General features: G+C 35.0%; 20 protein-coding genes. 11 read left to right on the top strand and 9 right to left on the bottom strand.

What is annotated here, in order from left to right:
• Positions 1 to 304 precede the first annotated feature (304 nt).
• Both NQ163_RS04355 and NQ163_RS04350 read right to left on the bottom strand, forming a co-directional pair.
• Positions 305 to 1,531 carry an MlaD family protein gene (locus tag NQ163_RS04355; protein WP_268189059.1) on the bottom strand — a complete coding sequence of 409 codons (1,227 nt, stop codon included), beginning with the start codon at positions 1,529 to 1,531 and terminating at the stop codon, positions 305 to 307.
• A 64-nt stretch (positions 1,532 to 1,595) separates the two neighbouring features.
• Positions 1,596 to 2,750: an N-acetylmuramoyl-L-alanine amidase family protein gene (locus NQ163_RS04350; protein WP_268189058.1), complete on the bottom strand. Its 1,155-nt coding sequence runs from the start codon at positions 2,748 to 2,750 to the stop codon at positions 1,596 to 1,598.
• 212 nt (positions 2,751 to 2,962) lie between these two features.
• Here NQ163_RS04350 and NQ163_RS04345 point away from each other — a divergent pair, with 212 nt between their 5' ends.
• Positions 2,963 to 5,551 (top strand): putative LPS assembly protein LptD, encoded by a 2,589-nt coding sequence (locus NQ163_RS04345; RefSeq protein WP_268189057.1) that lies wholly within the window; start codon positions 2,963 to 2,965, stop codon positions 5,549 to 5,551.
• Positions 5,552 to 5,597: 46 nt separating this feature from the next.
• Here the strand turns inward: NQ163_RS04345 and NQ163_RS04340 are convergent, their stop codons facing one another.
• On the bottom strand, positions 5,598 to 6,164 hold the full coding sequence (locus NQ163_RS04340; RefSeq protein WP_268189056.1) for an anthranilate synthase component II: 567 nt from the start codon (positions 6,162 to 6,164) through the stop codon (positions 5,598 to 5,600).
• A gap of 72 nt (positions 6,165 to 6,236) precedes the next feature.
• Here NQ163_RS04340 and NQ163_RS04335 point away from each other — a divergent pair, with 72 nt between their 5' ends.
• Positions 6,237 to 6,614: a RidA family protein gene (locus tag NQ163_RS04335; protein WP_054719985.1), complete on the top strand. Its 378-nt coding sequence runs from the start codon at positions 6,237 to 6,239 to the stop codon at positions 6,612 to 6,614.
• Positions 6,615 to 6,800: 186 nt separating this feature from the next.
• Here the strand turns inward: NQ163_RS04335 and NQ163_RS04330 are convergent, their stop codons facing one another.
• From NQ163_RS04330 to NQ163_RS04315, 4 genes are all read right to left on the bottom strand, one after another.
• Positions 6,801 to 7,745: an endonuclease/exonuclease/phosphatase family protein gene (locus NQ163_RS04330; RefSeq protein WP_268189055.1), complete on the bottom strand. Its 945-nt coding sequence runs from the start codon at positions 7,743 to 7,745 to the stop codon at positions 6,801 to 6,803.
• A 36-nt stretch (positions 7,746 to 7,781) separates the two neighbouring features.
• Positions 7,782 to 7,982: a hypothetical protein gene (locus NQ163_RS04325; RefSeq protein WP_268189054.1), complete on the bottom strand. Its 201-nt coding sequence runs from the start codon at positions 7,980 to 7,982 to the stop codon at positions 7,782 to 7,784.
• Positions 7,983 to 9,284: 1,302 nt separating this feature from the next.
• A complete protein-coding gene (locus NQ163_RS04320) occupies positions 9,285 to 10,490 on the bottom strand; it encodes a hypothetical protein (RefSeq protein WP_268189053.1) in 1,206 nt (401 codons plus the stop codon).
• 53 nt (positions 10,491 to 10,543) lie between these two features.
• Positions 10,544 to 11,770 (bottom strand): outer membrane protein assembly factor BamB family protein, encoded by a 1,227-nt coding sequence (locus tag NQ163_RS04315; RefSeq protein ID WP_268189052.1) that lies wholly within the window; start codon positions 11,768 to 11,770, stop codon positions 10,544 to 10,546.
• Positions 11,771 to 12,179: 409 nt separating this feature from the next.
• Between NQ163_RS04315 and NQ163_RS04310 the strand changes: the two genes are divergently transcribed.
• Genes NQ163_RS04310 through NQ163_RS04290 form a run of 5 tightly spaced genes read left to right on the top strand, consistent with a single transcriptional unit; the run spans position 12,180 to position 18,458 of the window.
• Positions 12,180 to 13,889, top strand: coding sequence for a [Fe-Fe] hydrogenase large subunit C-terminal domain-containing protein (locus NQ163_RS04310; protein WP_268189051.1), 1,710 nt, complete (start codon positions 12,180 to 12,182; stop codon positions 13,887 to 13,889).
• Between the two features lie 27 nt (positions 13,890 to 13,916).
• Complete coding sequence (locus tag NQ163_RS04305; protein WP_268189050.1) at positions 13,917 to 15,101, top strand: SpoIIE family protein phosphatase; 1,185 nt, start codon at positions 13,917 to 13,919, stop codon at positions 15,099 to 15,101.
• A gap of 30 nt (positions 15,102 to 15,131) precedes the next feature.
• The gene (locus NQ163_RS04300; RefSeq protein WP_054720008.1) at positions 15,132 to 15,383 is read left to right on the top strand and encodes an NAD(P)H-dependent oxidoreductase subunit E; all 252 of its coding nucleotides are present in this window, start codon (positions 15,132 to 15,134) and stop codon (positions 15,381 to 15,383) included.
• Between the two features lie 37 nt (positions 15,384 to 15,420).
• The gene (locus tag NQ163_RS04295) at positions 15,421 to 17,274 is read left to right on the top strand and encodes a [Fe-Fe] hydrogenase large subunit C-terminal domain-containing protein (protein ID WP_268189049.1); all 1,854 of its coding nucleotides are present in this window, start codon (positions 15,421 to 15,423) and stop codon (positions 17,272 to 17,274) included.
• Positions 17,274 to 18,458 (top strand): SpoIIE family protein phosphatase, encoded by a 1,185-nt coding sequence (locus NQ163_RS04290; protein WP_120239481.1) that lies wholly within the window; start codon positions 17,274 to 17,276, stop codon positions 18,456 to 18,458. The genes NQ163_RS04295 and NQ163_RS04290 overlap by 1 nt, the downstream gene beginning before the upstream one ends.
• Here NQ163_RS04290 and NQ163_RS04285 read toward each other — a convergent pair.
• Positions 18,455 to 18,835: a response regulator gene (locus NQ163_RS04285; RefSeq protein WP_120239482.1), complete on the bottom strand. Its 381-nt coding sequence runs from the start codon at positions 18,833 to 18,835 to the stop codon at positions 18,455 to 18,457. The two genes, NQ163_RS04290 and NQ163_RS04285, sit on opposite strands and share 4 nt — an antisense overlap.
• A gap of 196 nt (positions 18,836 to 19,031) precedes the next feature.
• Between NQ163_RS04285 and NQ163_RS04280 the strand changes: the two genes are divergently transcribed.
• Positions 19,032 to 21,095 (top strand): T9SS type A sorting domain-containing protein, encoded by a 2,064-nt coding sequence (locus NQ163_RS04280; protein WP_268189048.1) that lies wholly within the window; start codon positions 19,032 to 19,034, stop codon positions 21,093 to 21,095.
• A 59-nt stretch (positions 21,096 to 21,154) separates the two neighbouring features.
• On the opposite strand, the gene proC is transcribed toward NQ163_RS04280, so the two are convergent.
• Entirely contained in the window at positions 21,155 to 21,952 is a 798-nt protein-coding gene (gene proC / locus NQ163_RS04275) for a pyrroline-5-carboxylate reductase (RefSeq protein WP_268189047.1), read from the bottom strand.
• Positions 21,953 to 22,164: 212 nt separating this feature from the next.
• On the opposite strand from proC, the gene NQ163_RS04270 reads away from it, so the two are divergent.
• The 3 genes from NQ163_RS04270 to NQ163_RS04260 are packed head-to-tail and all read left to right on the top strand — an operon-like array spanning position 22,165 to position 25,434.
• A complete protein-coding gene (locus tag NQ163_RS04270) occupies positions 22,165 to 23,163 on the top strand; it encodes a LacI family DNA-binding transcriptional regulator (protein WP_268189046.1) in 999 nt (332 codons plus the stop codon).
• 10 nt (positions 23,164 to 23,173) lie between these two features.
• Positions 23,174 to 24,328 carry an MFS transporter gene (locus NQ163_RS04265; protein ID WP_120239486.1) on the top strand — a complete coding sequence of 385 codons (1,155 nt, stop codon included), beginning with the start codon at positions 23,174 to 23,176 and terminating at the stop codon, positions 24,326 to 24,328.
• 8 nt (positions 24,329 to 24,336) lie between these two features.
• Entirely contained in the window at positions 24,337 to 25,434 is a 1,098-nt protein-coding gene (locus NQ163_RS04260; RefSeq protein WP_268189045.1) for an ROK family protein, read from the top strand.
• The last annotated feature ends 11 nt before the right edge of the window (positions 25,435 to 25,445 follow it).

Here is a 25,445-nt window from a genome sequence, read left to right as displayed (position 1 = left end):
TCTATTGATTTTTTAAAAAGAATGTATAACCTACTATAAATCGACGATACAGAAATGAAAAAAAAATTAAATTAACTAAGTATCAGAAAATCAGAAAGATAAGAAATGTAATTTTTTAAAAGCCTGACTTTTAGCAGGTTTCCATATCATACTTTTAAGTCTTAAAAGCTTGTTTAGAATTAAACAATAATAAAACATAATGCGTTGGTTGTTAAAAAGAATTTAACAGATCCTTATTACATCAACAAAATCAATAGGTTAATCGATTTAAGTTTAACCATAATGGGAATGGTTAAGTGAATAGCTAATCCTCGGGTGTTATTTTAATAATAAAGGCATCCGGGAAATCTGCTTTAATTCTTTTAAGTTTTCTTATAATTTCTTTATAGTTCTGAGTGTCATCTAATGTGTATTTATACAGTCCATTATAATATACTTCTTCAATTTTTTTGTAGCCCTTAAAAATTGGGTCATTCAGATCAACTTGTGATTTGGATGAAAGAATTTGAACTCTATAATGGGTTTGTTTCTCCTTGTCTAACTTCTTTTTGGTTTTATTGGAATTCATATATACTGTTTTCCCTGTATCGAATAAGGAGAAGTGCATGTACTTTTTAGGATTGTTTTTTAAGTCGATTAACAAATTGGTCAAGCTATTCGAAGCCGCCTCCAAATTCATATATAAGGTATCATTGTTAATCAACATTCCCATTGATCCTTGACCAGAATTGATTTTCTCTAGTATTTCGTTGGATTGTTTTAGAGTTAGCTTTGCATTGTTAATGGTTTCTGCAATTTCTACTGCTTTTAACGAATCACTAATCGACGAGAAGTTGGTAAGGATATTTGAGATGTTCTTATTGTTCTCCTTTAAGTTTGTGGTTATGGAATCAACATTTGAAATGATATTTTCCATATGAGTTTTTTGTCCCGTAACGATTGTGTCTAAGGTTCCAGATGTGTTTTCAAGTTTCTGAAAAGTTTGCTCTATACTGCTAAAGCTACGAGTAAGATTTTCGCGAGTGTCTTTATTGAAGATGTATTGTATGACTGAGAGAACAGAGTCAACACTAGACATTAGGTTTTCTGCTTTTCTTTTTAGAGGAAGCATTTGCATACTCACCTGTTCTTTTAAATCACCTTCCATACTTCCCAATAGAGTATCTCCGGTGCTTAAAGTTAATTTCGATTTACCAGGGAGTAATTGTATCTCTTTTGTTCCCATAATATCCGAGCTGACAATTCGTGCTTCGGTATCTTTAGGCAATTGAAATTCGTCCGCAATAGAAAATTCAACAATTAGATTATCTGCCTTTGAACTAAATTGAATGGATTTGATCTGTCCAATTTTGTAACCTCTTAGCGTAACAGGACTTGATTTTTTTAATCCATCAACTCTTTCGTATTTGGCACAAAAACTTTGTTCAGGTGATAGCATGTTAAATCCTTTTAGGAAATTTATGCCCCAAATTAAAATTGCAATTGCACCTATAACAACTAAGCCAATTATTGAATCTTTTGAAATTTTCATACAGACTGTATTATATAATAGATATTGTACGTAGCAAAAACAGGTTTGTTTAATGTAAAACTAATCATGTTTTTTGAAGTTCTTTAGCTTTTGAGAGAGAAATTCGTTTCCCTTTATAGAAAGCCACTACAAAACAGTCCTTTATTTTTTTACGTACTGTCTTTTGTAAATTTACGATTTCAGAATAATTCGATGTAGAACCTATGGTGTATTTATAAGATCCATTTATTTTTCGTTCCGTGATGTTTTTTAAATTTTTAAAAACTCTAGAGTTTAAAGGAATCTGTTTAATAGATGATTTTAATTGAATACAATACTCAACTTGTTCTGTAGTGTTTCCTATTGTATTAATTTCATTTTCGATTTTCTTTTCATTTTCCTTTTGCTTATGAAGAACTACGCTGGTTTGTTCTACTTTATCTTTATAAGCTCTAAAAGCTCTAAAGATCGCACTAGCCAAATAATCTTGTCCTTTTGTAGTTTTTAGAAACTTTTCTTCCGTTGGATTCGAAATAAAGCCTACTTCAACCAAAATAGAAGGCATACTAACTTGCTTTAGCACCCAAAAACCAGCTTCTCTAACACCTCTGGAGTGACGGCCCACTCTGTTTTTAAATTGATGCTCGGTTAGTTCTGCCATACTAATGCTTTTGTCACGATTTACACCTTGCATCAAATTAAAAATAATATACGATGCGGGATTGTTTGGATCGAAACCTTCATATTTGGTAGACCAATCGTCTTCGTATTGCATAACAGCGTTCTCTTTCATCGCTACTTCAAGGTTCTCTTTTGTTTTGTGCAATCCTAGTGTGTAGGTTTCTGTTCCCCTAATCCTGGAATTGTTATTTGCATTGGCATGAATGGAAATAAACAGATCTGCTTTGTGCTTGTTTGCAATCTCCGATCTTTTATTTAAAGGAATAAATACATCCGTCTTTCTAGTATATACAACATTTACATTTGGGAAATATTTCTTTATATATCCACCAAGTTTCAGCGAGATATTTAAAACGATATCTTTTTCACGAGATGATTTACCCAATGCTCCAGGATCTTTTCCTCCATGGCCGGCATCAATCACTACCGTTTTAATATGGTAAGATTGGTCTTGGGCATATATTCTATTTGCAAAACTAAATGTAGTTAGCAATAGAGTTAATGCAAGTGATGTTCTTGTAAATAATCGTGTTATGATTTTATAGGAGTTAATGTTCATTAGGCAAATTTCATAAAAGAACTTAAAAAATGTTTTCAAGTTCGTTTCGATTAGGGATTATAGTACTTTTATTTGTATTTTTGGCGACTTAAGCACAAACTGCAGTTTAACTAGCAGAACGAAATTAAATCAGAACTTTTCACAAAAATAACAGATATAAATTGCAATTGAAATTACTACAAAAGGTTTTTATTCTTTTCATTGGAACGATAATGCCACTGAACATATTTGCTATTGAGAATTTTAATTACAAAAATTCTAATGGCAAGTTACATGCCAACTTTAGTTCTTATGCGCTAGAAAAGATTTTAAAAGAGGATGTTAGACTACAAAAGGATACCTTAAAGCTTGTTCAGGATAGTTTGGCGGTTGATTCAACTCAAGAGAAAAAACCACTTTTCGAAACGGTGGTTCAATACAATTGCGATGATACTATTATTTTTTCGCTAACCGGGCAGCAGGTTTTCCTTACTAAAAATGCGTTTGTAAAATATGGGCAAACCGAATTGAAAGCTTATTATATCGAACTGGATTTAGAAAAGAAGCAGGCATATGCTTATGGTATTCAGGATTCGACAGGCAATTATGTTTTTACACCTGAGTTTAAAGATGGATCTGAAGAGTTTACCTGTAAAGAGTTGAAATATAATTTTGATACAGGTAAGGGCCTGGTTAATGAAGTAATTACAGAACAAGAAGGTGGATTTGTTCATAGCCAGATCACCAAGAAAATTGATGATAAGATATTTTACTTGAGAAATGGTAAATATACGACTTGTGATCATGAGCATCCTCATTTTTATGTGAAGATGACAAAGGCCAAAATGATAAAGGATGATAAAATTGTTTCAGGGCCTTTGCATTTGGTGTTGGAAGATGTGCCGTTGCCAATTGGTTTGCCATTTGCCTTGTTTCCATTTAGTTCTTCTTATTCTTCTGGTATTATTATGCCTAGTTATGGTGAGGAACAACGCAGAGGATTTAATCTTCGTGGAGGAGGATACTATTGGGCAATAAATGATTATTTGGATTTGTCGGTTACTGGTGATATTTTCTCTAATGGTTCTTGGGGAACCTATGTGCAATCGAAGTATAAAAACAGATATCGATATAGCGGAACTTTGCAGACTGAGTATCATTTTAATAAGTATGGAGACAAAGGTCTTCCTGATTACTATGAAACGACAGACTTTGCAATTCGTTGGAATCATACACAAGATGCGAAGGCAAATCCATACAGAACTTTTTCTGCTTCGGTTAATGTTTCAACCTCCAATAACGATAGAAATAACTCTACATCCATAAGGGAGATTACCAATAACCAAAAGCAATCGAGTATTACATATAGTAAAAAATGGGCGGATAGTCCGTTTAGTTTGAATGCAAGTTTACGCCATGCGCAAAACAGTCGCGACACTACCATTTCGCTTACCTTGCCTAGTATGTCTTTAAATATGACTCAGATTTATCCTTTTAGAAAGAAGGGGAAGAGTTCAAATTTACGTTGGTACGATAAAGTAGGGATTAGTTACTCATCCAAATTGGAGAATAGAACTAAAAGTGGTTTGAAGGAAAGTGACTTGATGAGTTCTTCATTGCAAAAAGATTGGGTTAATGGTTACGAACATAGCATTCCAATTACCACCAATTTTAAATTGGCGAAAGATTTAACACTTTCTCCAACCTTAAATTATCGAGGTGTGTTGTATACAAGATCCATTAGAAAATCATGGGATCCGGAAGCAGATGGAGGAGATGGAGATGTGCGTATTGATACCATACAGGGATTCAGGTATGCTCATAACTATTCTACAGGAGCTTCTCTTTCCTTAAGTCCTAAGATTTATGGTATGTATACTTTTAAGGAGACATCAAAAGTGGCAGCCATTCGTCACGTAATGACACCTTCTGTTAGTGTAAGTTATACGCCGGAAATTGGAGTTCCAAGAAGTAAATATTATAGGACTTATTACGATCCAAATAAAGAAAAAGATGTTGAGTATTCTATTTTTGAAGGAGGAATATATAGTACACCAACAGGTGCTCAGGAATCAGGATCAATTAATTTGAGTTTGGATAATAACATTGAAGCGAAAATTAGAACCGCTAATGATTCTACTGGTCTTGAGGATATGAAGAAGGTGAAAATTCTGGAGAGTTTGAAATTTTCGACTTCATATAATATGTTTGCCGACTCCTTGAATTGGTCAAATATAAGGATGTCAGGGAGAACCAAGATATTTAATAAAAAATTAGATCTGAAATTCAATGGTACTGTTGATCCCTATAAATTGAATGCCAATGGGACTCAAAAGATTGATGAATTTGGCCCGCGTTTAACACAAGCTTCTATTGATGTTGGTTTCAGTCTTTCTTCAAAGGATTTGAATCCCAATACCAAAGGTAATAGTGGAGAAAATGATGATAGTCAGTCAGAGAAATGGCGCGACCCTCGATATGTAGATTTTGATATTCCATGGTCGTTTTCTATTGATTACGGATGGACTTATTCAAAACCAAGAAATAGAAAAAATATTTCTCAGAATTTGGGTATAAACGGACAGTTTAGCCTGACTCCAAAATGGAAGGTTAGTTTTTCTTCGGGATATGATTTTGATGAGAATGAGGTTACAGCAACTCAATTTACAATTACAAGAGATTTGCACTGTTGGAAAATGTCTTTCAATGCTATTCCATTTGGAACTTATACATCTTACAATTTCATAATCAATGTTGATTCATCAATATTACAAGATTTGAAATATGAGAAGAAACAATCTTGGCAGGATGTTCAGTTCTAGAAATTATAAAGTATAAAGTTGGAGTCGCAATATTGCGGCTCTTTTTTTATCCAAGAATCCAGTTTTTCAGCATTAAATTTCCTCTTTCCGTCATTATGGATTCCGGATGAAATTGTACGCCGCATAAATCCAAATCTTTGTGTCGTATCGACATAACAACCTCATTTTCATCGGTAGAGGTGATGCTTAAGCAATTTGGAAATTGTTCTCGTGAAACAGCCCAGGAGTGATATCGGCCTGATTTAAATGTGTTTGGAACGTTATTGAAAAGAATTTCAGAAGGTTCTGTAATGTGAGTTGCTTTAGGTATACCGTGAATAATTTCAGGTAAATTGTAAATGTTGGCACCGTAATATTCGGCAATGTACTGCATTCCCAAGCAAACTCCCAAAATAGCTTTTTGCCCGGCATATTTCTCCAGAATTTCTCCCATAACCTTCACCTCCGATGGTAATCCAGGACCCGGAGAAAAAATAATACGATCGCATGTGTCTAATTCTTCCCAATCAACCTGATTGTTTCTCATAACAATGCACTTGTCGCAGTATTGCTCAACGATATGAGATAAATTATAAGTGAATGAATCGTAATTATCTATAATAGCTATTCTCATTAATACTTTTTTCTTTTAACTTTGCGACCGCAAAATAAATGAATTTTTAACAAATACTAATTATTAACTGAAATGAAAAAGTGTATTAATTCAGAAAAAGCGCCTAAGGCAATCGGACCATACAGCCAGGCAGTAGAAGCAAACGGAACTTTATACATCTCAGGACAGCTACCTGTTGATGTTGCTACCGGTAAATTTGTTGAAGGTGGTGTTAAAGAACAAACGGAGCAAGTAATGAAAAACATCGGTTACATCTTGGAAGAAGCTGGTTATAGCTTTAAAGATGTGGTTAAATCAACTTGTTTGTTGAGTGATATTTCAAACTTTGCTGTAATGAATGAAGTTTATGGCGAGTATTACAAAGAAGATTGTCCTGCACGTGCAGCCTTTGCTGTTAAGGATCTTCCTCTGGGTGCTTTGGTTGAAATTGAAACCATTGCTGTGAAGTAATTCAATTTGTCAAGATATACAAAGGCTGCCAATCAACGATTGGCAGCCTTTTTTTATGCCATTTAATTTCAGACTTAGCCAAAGCAAAACTGTGAAATATTAAATTGAAATGCCGATATATAAATAATTAGGCAAATTGAGTGATGCGAACAAATAGCGCATGTAAATTAATAATTGGTATTAATTTTAATCTAATGCCACATAAACCGGCAAATGATCAGATGTACCACCATGATAAGTGTGATAAGAATAAGTTCGGTTGGGTTTGTATATTCCGGCTTCCTGGTCGAAATATAACAAGCTTTTATTGCCATGAATGGTTAGGCGAGGGCTTGTTATTTTAATTCCTTCTCCCTTTAGCATTCCTTTGCTGATAATGATTTGATCGAACATCAGCCAATGTTTTTTGGCAAACAAACTGCCCAGTTTCTTTTCGTAAGGAATTGTAGCAAGATTGTAAAACTCGTATGTGCCAATATTTTTATGCGATTTGGCATGTAAATGTTTACTAATGGATTTGCTAACTGGCAAATCGTTAAAATCACCCATGATTACAATTTTTGCATCCACATCCTCGCTAAGAATGACTTTTGCCTTTTGATGCAAACATTCGGCAGCTGCAATGCGTTTTGGGTTCGATGCCAAAATACCTTCGCCTCTTGATGGCCAATGATTCACAAAAAAATGAATGATATCACCTTCTATTTTGGTTTTTACATACAAAATGTCTCTTGTGGCAAAGTGAGAATTGCCATTCAGCCTAACTGGTATATTTTCGGAAGCTAAAATTTCTACTTCTTTTTGATTATAGAGTAGGGCTACATCAATTCCTCTTCTGTCGGGACTGTCGAAATGCACAAAGCCATATTCTCCTTTGAATATAGGCTGATAAATCAGATCTTTTAAAACTGTAGCATTCTCAATTTCGGCAACGCCAATGGCAATTGGCAAGCTGTTGTCTTGTATAGATGCAATGGCTGCTGTAATGTGTTCAAGTTTGCTTACATAGCGATTCTCTGTCCAATGGTTGCTGCCATTAGGCAAATAATCATTGTCGTTCTTTTTCGGATCATCTTGAGTGTCGAAAAAGTTCTCAAGGTTATAAAATGCAATGGTATGTTTTTCTTTCATCGTTTGGTAATGTTTTTTTTTATCGAAATCAGGTTGTTAGGAAAATCTTCTTTTGCCTTTCATGAACTCTCTTTTGTTCTTCTTTTTGGTCAGAAAATAAATGATTGGGCCCAAAAGAGGTGGGAAGAAAGCCAATAATAACCTGAAGGCTCCATTTCTCTCACTTGCATTTTTAATGGCATCTATCAAGGCAAAAATGTGAAGAATGCCAATTAGTATGGTGTAGATAATGTTCATTGTCGAAATGTTAAGATAATGTGATGTGTATTTTAATTATGTCGTCCTTTTAGGGAAGTAATTTTTAATAGGGTTTCTTAATAAAGCAATTAAACTTAGGAGAGAGAAAAATGCAAGTAACTCTGGGCTTGATAACCACTTCCAAATTTTAGACGATGAATAGAGACTTTTCATTTATATATATAGCTGTTAGCAATAAATAACCTTTAAAATTAAACATTATTTTGTCATGTAGATTCTATAATAAATCCAAATTATGATTTGTTTTAGATTCAGATTGTTTATAAAGGAATCAAATAAGTGAAACTCAAATTAAAAACCAAGTAGCTCCAATGGAATTCTTCAACCGAGCAACTGAATATGAGTACACCTTATCACTAAATACTAAAAGGATGGCAGAGAGACGGTATGGAAGCCGATTGTTGCAATCATTTAGGAGAGAGTGTAAATCGTTGGGTGTGTCATATTTTTTTAAGATTGGCAGAAAGCAATATCATGGCAATGAATTTTAAAATACTTAAGGTAAAAGTTTACTTGTAGCCAAAAGAATCTATACAAGTATTAAAAATCATGAGATATATAATGTAAAGCATTAAGAAATTGCTATAAAATTTAACTCAAGCTTGAAAATATAATCATGATTCTGTATAAATAGTAATTATAATATAGGATTATTTTGTTGTGGTTAAGCAAGGGTAAAATGCCAGTGCTTATAGGGTGTAATGTTTAAAAATAAAGAAAATTAGGAAGAAAAGAACTTGTGGTGATTGCAAAATAAAGATTAATGTTTAAAAATAGTTGAAGAATAATTTGGACATAATAATAAGAGTGTTTAAATTCATATTGTAAATAAAACATACTTAAATAATATTATAATACGACTATTGCTACAAGACTTTGCAACTGCTCCGATGCAGTTTTATTCGTTTTTTCAAGTCAAACCAAAAGTGTGGTAGAGCAACAGAGCAACAGAGCAACAGAATAACGAATAGAAACTTTAAATGTGTTGTACGAAAGTTTGGCGCAGTATATAATAGTTGCAAAATATATTTACGAAGGTAATGATGAGATAATGAAACGGTATAAATTTCCGGTTACGGCTAATAGTAAAAAGGATGAGCCTACGGAATGAGTGGTTAATGATGAATGGCTTAAAGGATGATGCTCTGTGGTTCAGCATTTTTGGCATGGTTGATTGAGTGCTGAATCCAAACCCCGACTTGGTAACTCGGGGTTTTTCTTTTATAAAAAAAATCCTCAAACTCCGAAGAGAATGAGGATTTCATAAAGATCCCGCCGTAATTATTTCTTGCTTAAAGTATCTTCAACTTTTCTTGTATAGGTTAACCTGGCCTGTGGTTTCCATGTTTTGCCTTCGTCGGTTGATACTTTGTTTTCAACCGTAAATTGGTTGTTGTCTATTTTTGTATAGGTAAATTGACGGCACATTCTCGTAGCATTTGGTTTATTGGAGTAGCTTATCTGTGTATCTTCCATTACCAATACATTGTCTTTTAATTCACCTTGGAACATGTCGAATGTTGATGTAAAATCGTTGAATGCGGCAATTCTGTATTTCTTGGTTCCAGCATCGTAGGTGAAGTTAATGCTTAAGTTGTTTGGGAAACCATTTTCGTAGCTAATTTGCTCTTGCAGCATGTTGGTAGAAGCAAATTTAATGCAAGATTCAGTAGTTCCTCTTTCTCGATAGGTACCACGACGTCCCATAAACTCAAGTTTTACATCCCAGTCGCCTTCCATAAAAGTCAATTTCGAAATTTCTTTGCGTTTAGGCATTGTAAATAATGATTTATCGATCTTCGGGTTAAGCTCGACACTTTCGATTTGAGTAATTCTGTCGCGTTGCCAAAAGGTACGTTCAATAAAGAAAGGAACAGTGATGCCATCCACTTCTCTAAAATCATCGAAATACATTTCGGCTGGCACGGGCTGTGCAAAATCAACCCAAGGTGCTTCACACTTGTACTCCAAGTAGGTTTTGGTGTTTAGGTACCATTTTTCCGATTTACCATCTTCACGCGTAAGTTTTAGCACAAACATCTCCTCCCCATCAACATTTTCTTTCCCGATGTATTCAACTTTATGACCTTTCTTTTTATAGTTTAAGAAAGGAGTAAAGAATTCTGCTTTTTGTTTGAAAACATTGGTTTCGCTTGAATTGATATTTCTGGCATATTCAATCTCTTGCCAAGGATCAATGGTCCAACCACACTTCCCATTAAATCCTTCGAAAACATGTTGCTCGCCTAAATACAAATCCGAATAATAGGCTCCGCATTTTGTTTTGTAGCTTGTAAAGTCTTTTTCAAGACTAAAAGCGGTAAAACGACCTTTTATTTTTAGGGCTTCTACCTTTTCCCATTTTTCTACTCCTCCGTGAGCTTCAATGTGCTTGGTTATGATTTCTTCGGCAGTTTGAGCTACAAGAATGCCTGGCGTTAAAAACAAAGCAAAGAGGAAGAATGCTTGTAGTTTTTTCAGTTTCATGTGGGTATGTTTTTATTGATTGTTTTTTTGATTTAATAGACTCAATTTCCGAATTATTTCAATTCGTAACAAGCCATTTCAGTTAGATTTCTTAAATAGATTTTTCCATTGGCAAAAGAAGGTGCAGTCCACGATTTTCCATTAATGGCTTGGATGTTACCCAACTCAATATACGCCTCAGGAGTAGCTTTTACCTGTATTAGTTTTCCTTTATCGGAAAGTACCAAAAGCTGATCGCCAATTCGTATTAAACTTCCTTTGCCATAACCTCTCTTGGTCCATTTTTTCTCACCAGTTTTAACCGAGATGCATTGAAGAGCCGCCACATGGAAACCATATACATAGCCATCGTGATAAATAGATGAGCTGTAGTCGTTTTTCATACTAGTGCCACGCGATATCTCATTTGCTTTATTGTTGTTTACTTCAAGAACGATAAAACCAGGATTTCTAACGGCTGAAATAAATATCTTGTTGCCATCAAAAACAATTGGCATTCCTGTAGGATTGCTAATAGGAGAGTTGTATGTCCAAAGCGTATCACCAGCAGTAGTAAGAGAGTATACTTTTCTGCCGTTTGCAAAAATAATGCATTCCTTATCGTTAATTTTACCATGCACAGGTGAGTTGTAAGTTGCTATGCCTTCTCCTTTTTTCCAGACTTCTTTACCTGTTTTTTTGTCGAAAGCCATAAATGCTCTTGAATCGGTACCACCTACTTCAACAATAACATTATTTCCTACAATTACTGGAGATGAGCTAAATCCCCAACGTGGAATTTTACTTCCATATTCTTTCATAAAATCTACTTGCCAAATTGTATTTCCATCTTTTTTCGAATTGGCACTTAATTTCCCGTAACTGCTTAGGCTGTACACGTTCTTTTCTCCAATTGCAGGAGTAGATCTAGGTCCATCGCCAAAAGTATCGAAGAACATGTTGTCAACTCTAGTTCTCCATACTTCATTGCCTGTTTTTTCATCGAATGCTGCAATAAATTCATCACCAGTAATGCTGTCCTTTCTTTCGCTAATCATGGTGTAGATATTGCCTCCTGAAATGGTTATTTCGGAGAAACCATCACCTAGTTTTTTCTTCCAAACCAGTTTGGGCTCCTTGTCAGTAAAACTTGTAAGATCAACATTGTCGGTAGATCCACTCCTTTGTGCACCTCTAAATTGATTCCATTCCTGATTTGGAGCTTCTTGAGAGTGTGCATGATTTAGTAGCGCAGAAAACAGCAATGCGCAAATGGTAAATAATAGTTTCGTCTTTTTCATTTGATTATTCTGATTTGATATTAGTCTTAAGGTTTGTCTTAAAGTACGATAAGGGATTGAAAATCATATTTATTAAGAAAATGATGTATCAAATACCAAGCCGAAGGCTAGAAGTGGCAAGTTTTAAGTCAATTAATAAAAGTGTAGCTCTTCAGTTTCAGTATAAAGTTGTTCGGTAATGAACAATTTCTGTCCGTAAATGAATCAATTTTAAGCTATAGTTTACTTGTTATTTAGAATAAGAATTTGATGCATGTTGTATAAAAAAGAAAGTCAGTGAGTTCCCTTATTTAAAATAGGTATGAATTGTTTAGATGTGTTCCCAAACAGATAGTATTTAGACTTATCGGTAACATAAATATTGAACTTTGCAGAAGCTAAATGAGATACGTGATTACAATTAGATCTTATGGATGTATTAAAGCCAGTTTATACAGAACAGAACGATTGTCAGGATTGTTACAAGTGCATACGGGAATGTACTTTAAAGGCAATTAAAGTAGTGAATAATTCAGCCCAGATCCTTCATAACGATTGTATTTATTGTGGTACTTGTACACAAATATGCCCTGTAAATGCAAAAAAAGTACGCGACGATGTGAAGCGAGTGAAGGCAATGATTAATCGAGGAGATCATATCATTGTTTCCATAGCCCCCTCTTTTGTAACCGAATTTCCGAACCTAAAAGATGATCAGTTTATTTCCGCACTTAAGGAATTAGGCTTTGCCGAAGTTTCGGAAACGGCACTTGGAGCACAGGAGGTTTCAAAACATGTAGCCAGTTATGTAGATGGTGGTGAGAATGGAGTTTATATTTCATCTGCTTGTCCTTCGGTAGTAGAAATGATTTGTAAGCATTATCCGATATTTAAGCAGAATATTACACCATTTTTATCTCCCTTGTTAACTCATGCCAAGTACTTAAAGGAACAATTTCCTGATTCAAAAGTTGTTTTTATAGGGCCCTGTATTGCCAAGAAAGCAGAAAGTGATGAATTTCCAGACTTATTGGATGCATCCTTAACTTTTACTGATTTGAAGAATTGGTTGGAAGAGGAAAATCTGGATCCATATTTGTTTCCTGAAGATAAGGTGAATAATAGTTTTATTCCTGGCAAAGCGGGACGTGGCATCTTGTATCCAATTGATGGAGGTATGATCATGGGAATAAAGCAAAACGTTAGCGCAACCGATGCGGTTTACATGACTTTCTCGGGCATTGGAAACATTAAAAATGTATTAAGCGATTTAAACAAATATGGAAAAACCAACAAACTGTTTTTGGAGTTGTTGGCTTGCGAGGGAGGATGCGTAAATGGACCTGGTGCTGAGAAAGAGTATTCAACGGCAATTAAACGCCTGGAGGTAATTAATAAATTGGACTCGGATGATGCAGCTGTTTTGAATACCGATTTTTCTATACAGCGTAATTTCGATTCCATTTCTCCAATTCCAAAATATGAGCATTCCGAAAATAGTATAAAAGAGGCTTTAACCATGATTGGGAAGTATTCTGATAAAGATGAAATCAATTGTGGGGGATGTGGATACAATTCATGTAGAGAATTTGCAGAGGCATACTTGGAGGATCGTTCAGAACCAAATATGTGCGTATCGTATATGAGGAAAATTGCACAGGATAAATCCTCGGCCTTACTACGTAAAATTCCATCGGGTGTTGTAATTGTAAACGATGAGTTGAAAATTATAGAGGCCAATCAAAGTTTTGCTGGAATACTAGGCGAAGAAATAGAAGAAGTTTATGAAACCATACCTGGTTTGGTTGATGCTGATTTGAAAAAGATAATTCCATTTCATAAGCTGTTTGCATCTGCCTTAGCAACAGGGGTAGATAATTTGGAACGAGACATAAAACATGACAATAAAATGCTGCATGTAAGTATTTTTAGTATCCATAAGCATAAAATTGTTGGGGCAATTGTTAGAGATATGTCTCAACCATACATCCAAAGGGAAGAGGTTGTGAATCGAGCAAAAACTGTAAACCGAAAAAACCTGGAAACGGTACAGAAGATTGCATACTTACTTGGAGAGAATGCATCGGAAACCGAGGAAATGCTGAATTCGATTGTGGAATTTTATAAGCCAGCAGAATAAAAAAAACAAAGCTAAAGCTGAACGGATATGCAAGATAATTTTTACATAGAGGTTGAATGTCAGCAGAGAAATCAGGTAGGCCAATCGATTTGTGGTGATGTTTTTATGTCGCGAAAGCTGAAAGATGAAGGCCGAACCATACTTGTTCTTTCGGATGGATTGGGGAGTGGTGTAAAAGCCAATGTATTGGCTACACTAACATCATCAATGATTTTGAATTACATGAAGGTGAACAAGGATATCCGAAAGGCAGCAGAAGTAATCATGAAAACTTTGCCTGTTTGTAGCAAGCGAAAAGCTGGATATTCGACCTTTACCATTGTAGAGATTGAGTGTGATGGTGATACCAGGATTATTAGCTATGATAATCCCGATTGTTTGATATTAAGGGGCTTGGAATCTTATAAGCCTGAATGTGAAGAATTGCATCCGGAAGGAGAGGCTAATAAGGGCAAAATACTTTACTCATATCGATTTAAAGCACAAAAGGAAGATCGAATTATATTCTGTTCCGATGGCGTAACGAATTCGGGGATGGGATCCAAACGTTTGCCATTTGGTTGGGGAATGGGAAATGTGGATCAGTTTGCAAAAGCTTTGATTAGAAAGCAGCCATACATTTCGGCTCGTCGCTTGGGAAATGATATTGTGGAAAGGGCATGTGCAAACAATAGTAATCAGCCTAAGGATGATACATCATGCGCAGTTTTATATTACCGCGAACCTCGTAATTTGATGATTTGTACGGGACCTCCTTACGAAAAATCGAAAGATGTGCAACTGGTAAAGCAAATGAGTGAGTTTGAGGGAACAAAAATTGTATGCGGAGGAACAACTGCTGGCATTGTATCAAGAGAGTTGCAAAAACCAATAGAAGTTGATTTAAATATTTGCGATAGCGAATTGCCTCCGGTTTCCTTTATCGAAGGGGTAGATTTGGTAACCGAAGGGATTTTGACATTGGGAAAGGTGCATCGAATCCTGAGTAATTACAACCAAAATACGGTTCTAAGAAATGGTCCTGCCGATAGAATTGTTAAACTCCTACTCGAGAGTGACAAGATATTTATCATTAATGGAACCAAGATCAATGTTGCACATCAGGATCCTAAACTTCCTGTTGAATTGGAAATTAGAAGAACCGTTGTTAAGAATATCGTTGCCTTGCTGGAGGAAAAGTTTTTAAAAGAAGTAGATCTTAGCTATATTTAAACTGTACTAGAAAACAAAACAACAAACTAGATGGCTGAGAAAATTGAAATCACCATTTGCTTGGGAAGCTCATGCTTTTCAAGAGGGAATGGTAAAGCTCTTAAAGCAATTAATACCTACTTGGAAGAGAATAAATTAAAAGATAAGGTTTTCTTTCATGGAGAACTTTGTACGGGCAATTGTGCTAAAGGACCAATTCTTAAAATTGATGATGAATTATACGAAGAAATTGATCCGGAAGGCGTAATTGAAATATTAAATGGGGTTTTTGGCCTTGTTTAATTCATGCTTTAGTTTCCAACCCTAAAACTCCCGTATTATGCCTTTAATCCTAACCAATAAGGACAAGTGTAACCTTAGTTATACTTGCATTCGTGTTTGTCCTGCCAAAGCGATAAAAATTGAGAATGATTATGCCCATATCATTGAAAACAGATGTATTGGGTGCGGAAATTGTGTGACTGTATGTGCTCAAGCTGCAATTGAATATCGCAATTCCGAAGATCAGGTTAAAATGTTACTGAGCGGTAACGATCCGGTTGTTGCAATTTGTGATCCAAGTATTTCTGGTGAATTCGATGATATTCTGGATTATAGAAACTTTGTAGGAATGATTCGAGCTTTGGGTTTCGATTACGTGGTTGAAGCTGCATTTGGTGCAGATTTGGTTGCATATAAATACAAGAAGCTTTTCGATAATTTCCATGGGAAATACTACATATCAACCAAGTGTCCGGCACTCGTAAATCAGGTGGAGAATTTCCATCCCGATTTGGTTGAAAATCTTGCTCCTATTGTACCTCCAAATGTTGCAATGGCAAAGGTTGTACGTAAGAAATATGGAAAGAATACAAAGGTTGTTTCTTTATCGCCATGCGTTGCAAGTAAAAATGATGTGAAGTTTTTTAATGGTTCGGATGGAGATATTCATGCAGTACTCAGTTTTGTTGAACTCCGAAAATTATTTAAAGAATATGACATAACAGAAAATTCAGTAGAGTTTTCTGAATTTGATCCTCCATTTGCTCGTTTGGGAGGACTGTTTCCAATTAGTCATGGTTTGTTCCAGGCTGCTGATATTGATGTTAGCATGTTAAATGGAGGAATTATTAGTACTGAAGGAAGAAATAACTTTTTGCGTTCCATTAATGAATTTAAAACTCAGCACAATTTAAATCAGCATTTGGATTTATTTTATTGTGAAGGATGTATCATGGGACCGGGAGCTTCTGCCGGAGGGCGTAAGTTTTCAAGAAGATCTCAGGTTATTAGATATGTGCGAAAGAGATTAAAGACTTTTGACGAGGAACAATGGCAGAAAGAGATTGATGAATACAAGAATTTAGATCTTAATCGAGGTTTTAAATCCAGAGGACAAAATCTTCCCATTCCATCGGAAGAGGAAGTATATGACGTTCTTGTAGAAATGGGAAAGGAGAAGGTTGAGGATCAGTTAGGTTGTGGTTCATGCGGTTATGAGTCGTGCCGGGAATTTGCGATTGCGAAATGTCAAGGTTTGGCAAATTTTGAGATGTGTTCTTCTTATACGATCAAGAATATGAATTCTGTGATCAAAGAACTCAATATTACAAACTCTAAACTTTCACAGACCAAAACCGCGCTAAAAGAATCGGAGAGGATAGCCAATGAAGAAAGAGTCATTGCACAAGAAGCTTCGGAAACAGTATCTGCCATGCTGCAAAAATTACCTTCGGGAGTTGTAATAGTGGATGAAAATCTGAAGGTTATTGAATCCAACACCAGTTTCGTGAATTTATTGGGTGATGAAGCAAGAATGCTAAGTGAAATAATTCCTGGTTTGGTTGATGCGGACTTAACGAAATTGATACCATTCCATAAGTTGTTTTCAACAGTTATTCTTAATGGTGAAGATATTTTGAATAAAGATGTGCATTATGGCAATGCGCTTTTTAATGTATCGGTGTTTACAATTAAGAAAAACAAAATTGTTGGTGGGATTATCCGTGACTTATATGCTCCGGAGGTGAGAAAAGAAGAGGTGATCGGTAGGGCAAGAGCTGTAATCAAAGAAAACCTGCAAACGGTTCAGCAAATTGCATTTTTACTAGGGGAAAGTGCCTCTAAGACTGAGAAATTAATGAATTCGATTATCAAATCTCACACTCCAGGTGATAAAGAAAGTACAGAATAATGGAAGATAAATTTCACATCGACATAGATTGTCAACAATTATTCCATCATGGAGATATGATTTGTGGTGATGTTTTTCTTTCTAGAAGAATAAAAGAAGAAAACAGAACAATTGCAGTGTTAAGTGATGGAATGGGGAGTGGTGTAAAAGCCAATGTATTGGCCACACTTACGGCTTCCATGGCAATGAATTTTACTGCGGAGCATAAGGATGTAATATCTATTGCCGAGATTATAATGAATACGCTTCCTGTTTGCAGTGTTCGTAAGGTTAGTTATTCTACTTTTACTGTAATTGATATCGAATATGATGGAACAACTAAGATTATAGAGTTTGATAATCCTTGTTGTGTTGTTATGCGGGGAGCAGAGGTTTATGATCCAGGTTGGAGAACCATAACTCTTGATAGTGAGGAAAATCAAGGAAAACAGTTAAGAACTTGTTCGTTTACCGCACGAAAAGAGGATAGGGTTTTGTTTTGGTCTGATGGTATCATGCAATCGGGGATGGGAAGTAGAGAGTTGCCATTTGGTTGGGGACATGAGAATGCTTTGAATTACGTGAAGAATATTGTAAGAACAACTCCATTCATATCTGCTAGAAATTTAGGATTGCAATTGGTGAAGAAAGCTTCCCGAAATGATAATGATGAACCCAAAGATGATACCAGTGCAGGTGTAATTTATTACAGAGAGCCAAGAAAGCTATTAATATGCACCGGACCACCATTTGAAGAGGATAAAGATTCTGAATATGCAATGCGTGTTTATCACTTTAAAGGGAAGAAAATTATATGTGGAGGTACTACTGCTGAAATACTTGCTCGAGAATTGAGTTTGAAATTTGCAGCAGGTATGAAAATTACAGATCCTGAATTACCACCAGCTTCATATATGGAAGGAATTAACTTGGTTACCGAAGGAATTCTTACCATAGGAAAAGTTGCACGTATTTTGGAAGAATATACCATCGATTATGATCTGGGAGATGGACCGGCAGATCAAATTGTACATTATTTGTTGCAGAGCGATAAAATTTCAATTATATCGGGTACTCGTATTAATTTTGCTCATCAAGATCCTAGTTTGCCTGTAGAGCTTGAAATTAGAAGAACCGTAGTAAAAAAGATTGTAAGTCTACTCGAAGAAAAGTTTTTAAAAGATGTAAGCTTAACTTTTATTTAAAGGTACTTATTTATAAGACTTAATAACTTCTGACCTGAAATTGGCTTTGAAATGTAATCGTCGCAACCCGCGGCGATGCTTTTTCCCCTGTCTTCAGCCATTGCATATGCGGTTTGTGAAATAACAGGAACTTTAGGGTCTATTTTCTTTATTGCTCTAGTGGCATCAAATCCATTTAGTAATGGCATTTGTATGTCCATAAGAATTAGATCAATATCGTTTTGTGTAAACATTTCAATGGCATTTTGGCCATTCGTGGCCCAGAGAATATTAGCCCCTGTTCTTCCAATTACCTCTTCCAAAAACAGATAATTTGATTCAACATCTTCAGCAATTAGAATGGTTTTTTTAGACCAGTTAAAAGTGTCTGTGCTCATAGAGTGTAATTAGGTTTTCAATATTTGTTAATCAAATTTAATTAATTTTTTGGAATAAAGTGTGACCTCTTTTATCCTGATAATATTCTTTTAAGATAATTATCGAATATGGGTATTAATTAGGGTGACTATATGCTTTTGCGGATTGACTTTATCAGCATAATTGTTATTTTTGAGAATCTCTATAATAAATCTCATGATATTTAAACTAATCAGAACAGGACTTGGATTAAGTCTATTATTTCTCTCAATGGCTGTAAAAGCACAAATTTCTCATGGTGGAGAGCCATTATTTAAAGATGCGAAGGCTAATTTTGAGCCAAAGTTGGTTAAACTTCCAAAATTTAATACAATATCGAAATCTGTCATAGAAAGTGATGGTAAGTATGGAGTAAGGTTAAAGCATGCTCAGTATGCCTATTCATTCGATGTTGATTATAGTATTAAAAAGGATGGAGTTTGGGAAGAGTTAAGCGATGGTAGAAAAGTTTGGCGGTTTTCGGTAAAATCCGAAGGAGCTTATTCTTTGGGTCTGGAGTTTTCAGAGTTCAGAATACCATTTGGAGCTCAATTATTTGTTTATAATAATCATACCACTAAGGTTTTAGGTTCCTATACTTATGAAAATAATAAGAAATCAGGCAAATTTTCTATTGAACCCTTAATGGGTGATGAGCTCACGATTGAATATATAGAACCTTCAGAAGTTGAATTTTCTGCTGAATTGTCTATAGAAACAATTCTACATGATTATAAAAATGTTTTCAATTTGCTAAAAGGGAGTAATGTAAAGGCATCTGGAGAATGTAATGTGGATATAAGTTGTCCTGAAGGAAATGGTTGGCAAACTGAAAAAAGATCGGTTTGTCACATTTTATACAATGGGTGGATCGCATCTGGAGCTTTAATTAATAATACCAGACAGGATGGAACGCCTTATTTGTTAACTGCTTATCATGTAATGCACGAACAGGAAGTTGCTGATGCAGCAATTTTCTATTTTAATTACGAAAATTCTGCATGTGGAACAAATGATGGTGAGAGATCTCAATCAATTTCCGGATCAACTTTAAGAGCAACAACATCAAATTTAGATTTTACTCTGTTAGAGCTATCTGTACAACCACCTTTATCTTATTCTCCTTATTATGCAGGATGGGATAGATCAGGAACAATTCCAGTGAATACAACATGCATTCATCATCCAAGTGGAGATGTTAAAAAGATTTCGATTGATATTGATCCTCCTGTAAGCGCTACATATTCGGATGCTCGATACACTTTTGATGAGAATACAAGCTGGCAAATTTTAGATTGGGAAGTAGGAACTACTGAAGGAGGTTCATCTGGTTCACCTCTTTTTGATCAAAACCATAGAATTATTGGTGATTTAACAGGTGGAGATGCAAATTGCAGCAATTCTGTTAATGATTACTTTGCAAAATTTTCATCGAGCTGGGCTAATTACTCTAATATCAACCAACAGTTAAAACATTGGTTGGATCCATTGAATGTGGGAGTAGAAACTTTAAATGGATATGATCCATCTTTTAAAATTAATGCCAGTAGCAAATGTGTAGGCAATGATTTTACCGTTGAAGCAATCGTTAATGAAGGAGTAGAAAATATGTTGTGGGACTTTGGTGAAGGTGCTACACCAAGTCAAGCTGCTGGAGCTGGGCCTCATGATGTATCCTACAATACAGTGGGAAATAAGACAATACAGCTTAGCTATAGGTCAAATGGTGTGGATATTGAAATTAGTAGAGATGTAAAAGTTATTGATTTAACAAAGCTTAGTTTTGATTACTCAATACAAAATAAAAAATTAACATTGATTAATCAATCAGTTGATTTTGATTCTTTTACCTGGAATTTAGGAGATGCCAATACCTCAGATGAAGTTAGTCCAAGCCATGAATATCTTAACTATGGAGAATATACTGTGAGTTTGACAGGTACAAATGATTGTGGAAGTACAAGTGTTTCAAAACAAATTGAAATGAATTATGACAAGCTTTTGTCGGTTTATCCAAACCCATCTGTAGATAAATTTACGGTTGACCTTAGCAAAATTATATATAGTGAAATAAGTTGGAGTGTATATTCAAATACAGGTATGGAAGTTAAGACTGGAATTGTATCAAGTTTTAGTAATACTTTGGAGTTTAACCTAAAGGGACTTTCAGCCGGAATATACATTCTTAGGATGAATGTGGATGGTGAGATATTAAAACGAAAATTACTCCTTGTAAAATAACTGAAAAGCCATTCTCATACAGAATGGCTTTATTTTTTACTACAAGAATAGATTTTGTGTTACTTTTCTATTTTCTCGAATGAAGTAACAATTCCTCTAATTAGTGAAGAGGAGAATCCTTGATGTTCCATTTCATTTAATCCAACAATTGTACAACCTTTTGGTGTTGTAACCTTGTCAATTTCCGATTCAGGATGATTGCTATTTTCCTGTAACATTTTGGCAGCACCTTTTACGGTTTGAGAAACAATTTGGTTGGCTGTGTTTGCATCAAATCCAATTTGAATACCTCCCTGAATCATAGCACGAATAAAACGAAAAACAAATGCAATACCACAGGCCCCCAGTATTGTAGCAGCCTCCATTAATTCTTCATTAATGATTAAACTTTCACCTATTGCATCGAAAATAAATTTTACCTTTTGAGTATGTTCTACAGAGGAATTCTTTCCACAAATACAGGTGACAGATTCTCCAATATCTGCAGCAATATTTGGCATCGCTCTAAATACAGGTATTTTATCATCCAGCATCTCAGATATTTCATTAGTACCTAAACCAGTAGCCAATGAAACCAATATATGTTTGCCTTCTTTTATTTCAGGTTTAATCTCATTAATGATCTTATCGACATTATAGGGTTTAACGGCCACTAAAATGATGTTAGCGTTCCTAACTGCATAAAGATTATCTGAGGTAATTTCTGCACCATGTGGTTTTAAATCTTCTATCAGTTTGAGCTTTCTTCTGGTTGCAATAACATTTTCAGAATTAAAATCTTCATGTTCCAATAATCCTTTGGCGATTGATTTACCAAGGTTACCACATCCAATAACACAAATCTTTTCGTTTTTCATCTGTCTATTTTTATTTGATTTAATCAGGCAGAAGGTGTGAAAATACGCATGACAATAGGTAAAAATACAATTTATTTAAACAAGCTTATCTTATATTCAAGGGATTTCTATTTAATTGACATTAGATTTGGATAAAAATTTTCATTCTTTCAAAAAATGTCATACTTTTGATAAATCGATTTAGTAAAACGGTTTAGTAAAGAGCAAAAAACTTGAAAAAGAAATCTATAAAGGATATAGCCCAGGAGCTAGGTTATTCAAAAACAACAGTTTCCTTTGTTTTAAATAATAAAGGGGATGAAAAAAATATCAGTAAGAAAACGCAAGAAAAGATACTGGCATATGTTCGCGAGGTAAACTATCAGCCCAATCAGATTGCTAAAAGTTTGAAAAAAGGGAAAACCAACACCATTGGTTATTTGGTTCCCGATATATCTAACCCGTTTTATGCCAAAATTGGACGCCTGATAGAAGATTTGTTAGCAGATAAAGGATATCATTTAATTATTGGAAGTACCGATGAAACCCAGGAAAAAGAAGATTTACTGCTAAATATGTTTGTGAACCGACAGGTTGATGGACTTATTCTGGCTTCTTCTTTCGAAAATTTGGCGATGTTAAACACATTGGCGGCGCAACGTTTTCCAATGGTGTTTTTCGACAGGGAACATCCTGATTTTTTAGGAAACTATATTCTTGTTGAGAATAAAAATGCAATGAAGGATGCAGTCCAAAATGCAATCAGGCATGGATCTAAAAAAATAGGATTACTTTCTATTACGCCAAATGTTTATTCTCTGGAACTTCGAATCGATGGTTACCGCGAAGCCTTAAGCGAAAATAAAATTGACATTGATGATCGTTTGATTCGAATTGTTGATAACAATAATCTAAAAGAGAGTACCAAAGCCCAATTGCAGTATTTGATTGATGAACAAGTAGACGCTGTTGTATTCACCAATAACCAGATTACTGCTCATGCGATTTGGGCAATGAATATTTTTCACAAGGAAAAAATTGAGGATGTAAGGTTTGTGAGTTTCGATAATCTGGATTTGTTCGATTATTCCCAACCAAAAGTTACTTCGGTTGCTCAACCTATTGAAAAGATAGCCAATTATACTGTGGATATTCTTGGGGAAGTGATGTATGAAAAAGAACACATAAGCAAAAGAATTGTATTAGAACCAAAATTAATAGAACGTTTATAATTAACTATTTATGAAGAACAATTATTTAAAATCAGGACCGATTTTCCTAGCCTTTCTTTGTATGGGCTTTGGTGATGTTGTTGGACCTCTAACCAGTCAGTTACAAGCAGATTATGAGCTGACAAATTTTATGGCTGGCTTGGTTACATTCATGGGATTCATCATGTTTGGATTACTATCTGTACCAATGGCATTATTTCAAGATAGAAAAAGTAGAAAGTTTGTATTGTTGCTGGGAATGGTAATTGCATTAATTGGTTTGATTTTACCAATTTTGGGAGATTTTTCCTCGTTTGGATTATTATTAGGAGCATTATTACTGCTAGGAACAGGTGCTACTTTACTGCAAGTTGCTGGAAATCCAATAATGCGTGATGTGTCACCAGAAGGAAAATACTCCAGAAATTTATCTTTTGGACAATTTTTTAAGGCAATAGGATCCTTGTCCGGAGCATTAATCCCTCTTATGGCAGCTAAATATTGGAATTTAGATTGGAAAATTTTATTCCCAATTTACTCTGTGGTTCTATTAATTGCAGTAATCTATTTGTATGTGGTTAAGATTGATGAACAAAAGGATGATGCAGCAACTCCTGCTTCATTTGGTTCTGTATTAGCTTTGCTTAAAAATCCATATGTGTTTTTTATGGTATTGGCTATTTTTCTTTATGTAGGAGCTGAAGTTAGTATGAGTGCAAAATTGCCAAATTATTTAGCGCATCAGTTCAATTATGACATTAAGGAATTAGGGCTATGGGGAACTTTGTTTTTCTTTCTGGCTTTAATGACAGGTAGATTTTTAGGAGGAGTTATTCTAAACTGGATGTCTCCAACAAGATTTTTGAAGGTGACAACTGTAATAGCCATGCTTGGTATTTTAGGATTATATATCGCTCCAACTGCAGTTATTGGATTTGTTTCTATTTTCCTTATCGGATTAGGGTTTGCAAATATTTTTCCTTTGGTATTTTCTATCACAATCGATGCAATGCCTGAGCGTAGCAATGAAATTTCGGGTTTAATGGTAACAGCAATTATTGGAGGTGCATTTGTACCATTGATTTTTGGTGCTGTAGCAGATATCTTTTCATTAATGGCTGGTTTTGTGGTAACATTGGTTTGTATCGGATATATTTTCGGTTTATCATTTTATAAAAGAAAGTAATAATAAGAATGAATATTTGGAGAGATGAAAGAGTTGTAATGACTCTTGATGCAGGAGGAACAAATTTTGTTTTCTCGGCTATGAAAAGTGGGGAAGAGGTAGTTGAACCTATTAGAAAACCATCAAATGCTGACAATTTAGATTTGTGTTTGCAGACCATTGTAGATGGATTTCAAGAAGTGTCCAATAAATTGAGTGAAAATCCGGTTGCAATTAGTTTTGCTTTTCCCGGTCCGGCTGATTATAGAAATGGGATTATCGGTGATTTACCTAATTTGCCTGCATTTAGGGGAGGTGTAGCATTGGGACCAATGTTACGGGAGAAGTTCAATATTCCCGTATTTATTAACAACGATGGTGATTTATTTGCATATGGAGAAGCTCTAGGTGGTGTTTTGCCAGAGGTTAATAACAAATTGGTACAGGCAGGAAGTCCAAAACGATATAAGAATCTTGTTGGGGTTACTTTGGGCACTGGCTTTGGTGGTGGTTTGGTACATAATGATGAATTGCTAATTGGTGATAACTCAATAGCTACTGAGGTTTGGCTAACAAGTAGTCGTATTTATCCAGAACGATTTGCTGAAGAGGGAATTAGTACAAGGGCTATACAAAGAGAATTTCTTTCTCGTGCAAAAAGCGAATATCCTAAAGATTTAATGCCAAAAGATGTATACGATGTTGCTATGGATCAAACAAATCCGGATAATGCTGCAGCATTGGAATCATTTAAAATTTTTGGAAAATGTTTGGGCGATAGTTTAGCTAATTTATTGACAATTACAGATGGAATAGCTGTTATTGGTGGAGGTCTTACAGGTGCTCATGATTTGTATATGCCAGCAGCATTGGAAGAAATGAACGGCAAATGTTATACTTCAAATGGAGATGCTTTACCACGATTGGTTCAGAAAGTATACAATATCGATAATGAAGATGAATTTGCAGAGTTTGCGGCAAATCATTCAACAGATATTAAAATTCCAGGAACGGATAAGACAATAAAATATGATCCAAACCCTCGTTTGGCTGTGTGTTCCAGTAAACTTGGAGCAAGCAAAGCCATAGGTATTGGAGCTTATGCATTTGCATTGAAAAATTTGTAGTAGTGTGATAT

It is taken from the genome of Marinifilum sp. D737, from assembly GCF_026672275.1.
GTDB lineage: Bacteria > Bacteroidota > Bacteroidia > Bacteroidales > Marinifilaceae > Marinifilum.
The sequence above is the reverse complement of the archived record's forward strand: the minus strand, read 5'-3'. Positions and strand labels throughout refer to the sequence as shown.

Coding starts and splice junctions, on each gene's coding strand:
- NQ163_RS04355 (WP_268189059.1), bottom strand. CDS start 1,531: ATGAAAATTTCAAAAGATTCAATAATTGGCTTAGTTGTTATAGGTGCA.
- NQ163_RS04350 (WP_268189058.1), bottom strand. CDS start 2,750: ATGAACATTAACTCCTATAAAATCATAACACGATTATTTACAAGAACA.
- NQ163_RS04345 (WP_268189057.1), top strand. CDS start 2,963: ATGCCACTGAACATATTTGCTATTGAGAATTTTAATTACAAAAATTCT.
- NQ163_RS04340 (WP_268189056.1), bottom strand. CDS start 6,164: ATGAGAATAGCTATTATAGATAATTACGATTCATTCACTTATAATTTA.
- NQ163_RS04335 (WP_054719985.1), top strand. CDS start 6,237: ATGAAAAAGTGTATTAATTCAGAAAAAGCGCCTAAGGCAATCGGACCA.
- NQ163_RS04330 (WP_268189055.1), bottom strand. CDS start 7,745: ATGAAAGAAAAACATACCATTGCATTTTATAACCTTGAGAACTTTTTC.
- NQ163_RS04325 (WP_268189054.1), bottom strand. CDS start 7,982: ATGAACATTATCTACACCATACTAATTGGCATTCTTCACATTTTTGCC.
- NQ163_RS04320 (WP_268189053.1), bottom strand. CDS start 10,490: ATGAAACTGAAAAAACTACAAGCATTCTTCCTCTTTGCTTTGTTTTTA.
- NQ163_RS04315 (WP_268189052.1), bottom strand. CDS start 11,770: ATGAAAAAGACGAAACTATTATTTACCATTTGCGCATTGCTGTTTTCT.
- NQ163_RS04310 (WP_268189051.1), top strand. CDS start 12,180: ATGGATGTATTAAAGCCAGTTTATACAGAACAGAACGATTGTCAGGAT.
- NQ163_RS04305 (WP_268189050.1), top strand. CDS start 13,917: ATGCAAGATAATTTTTACATAGAGGTTGAATGTCAGCAGAGAAATCAG.
- NQ163_RS04300 (WP_054720008.1), top strand. CDS start 15,132: ATGGCTGAGAAAATTGAAATCACCATTTGCTTGGGAAGCTCATGCTTT.
- NQ163_RS04295 (WP_268189049.1), top strand. CDS start 15,421: ATGCCTTTAATCCTAACCAATAAGGACAAGTGTAACCTTAGTTATACT.
- NQ163_RS04290 (WP_120239481.1), top strand. CDS start 17,274: ATGGAAGATAAATTTCACATCGACATAGATTGTCAACAATTATTCCAT.
- NQ163_RS04285 (WP_120239482.1), bottom strand. CDS start 18,835: ATGAGCACAGACACTTTTAACTGGTCTAAAAAAACCATTCTAATTGCT.
- NQ163_RS04280 (WP_268189048.1), top strand. CDS start 19,032: ATGATATTTAAACTAATCAGAACAGGACTTGGATTAAGTCTATTATTT.
- proC (WP_268189047.1), bottom strand. CDS start 21,952: ATGAAAAACGAAAAGATTTGTGTTATTGGATGTGGTAACCTTGGTAAA.
- NQ163_RS04265 (WP_120239486.1), top strand. CDS start 23,174: ATGAAGAACAATTATTTAAAATCAGGACCGATTTTCCTAGCCTTTCTT.
- NQ163_RS04260 (WP_268189045.1), top strand. CDS start 24,337: ATGAATATTTGGAGAGATGAAAGAGTTGTAATGACTCTTGATGCAGGA.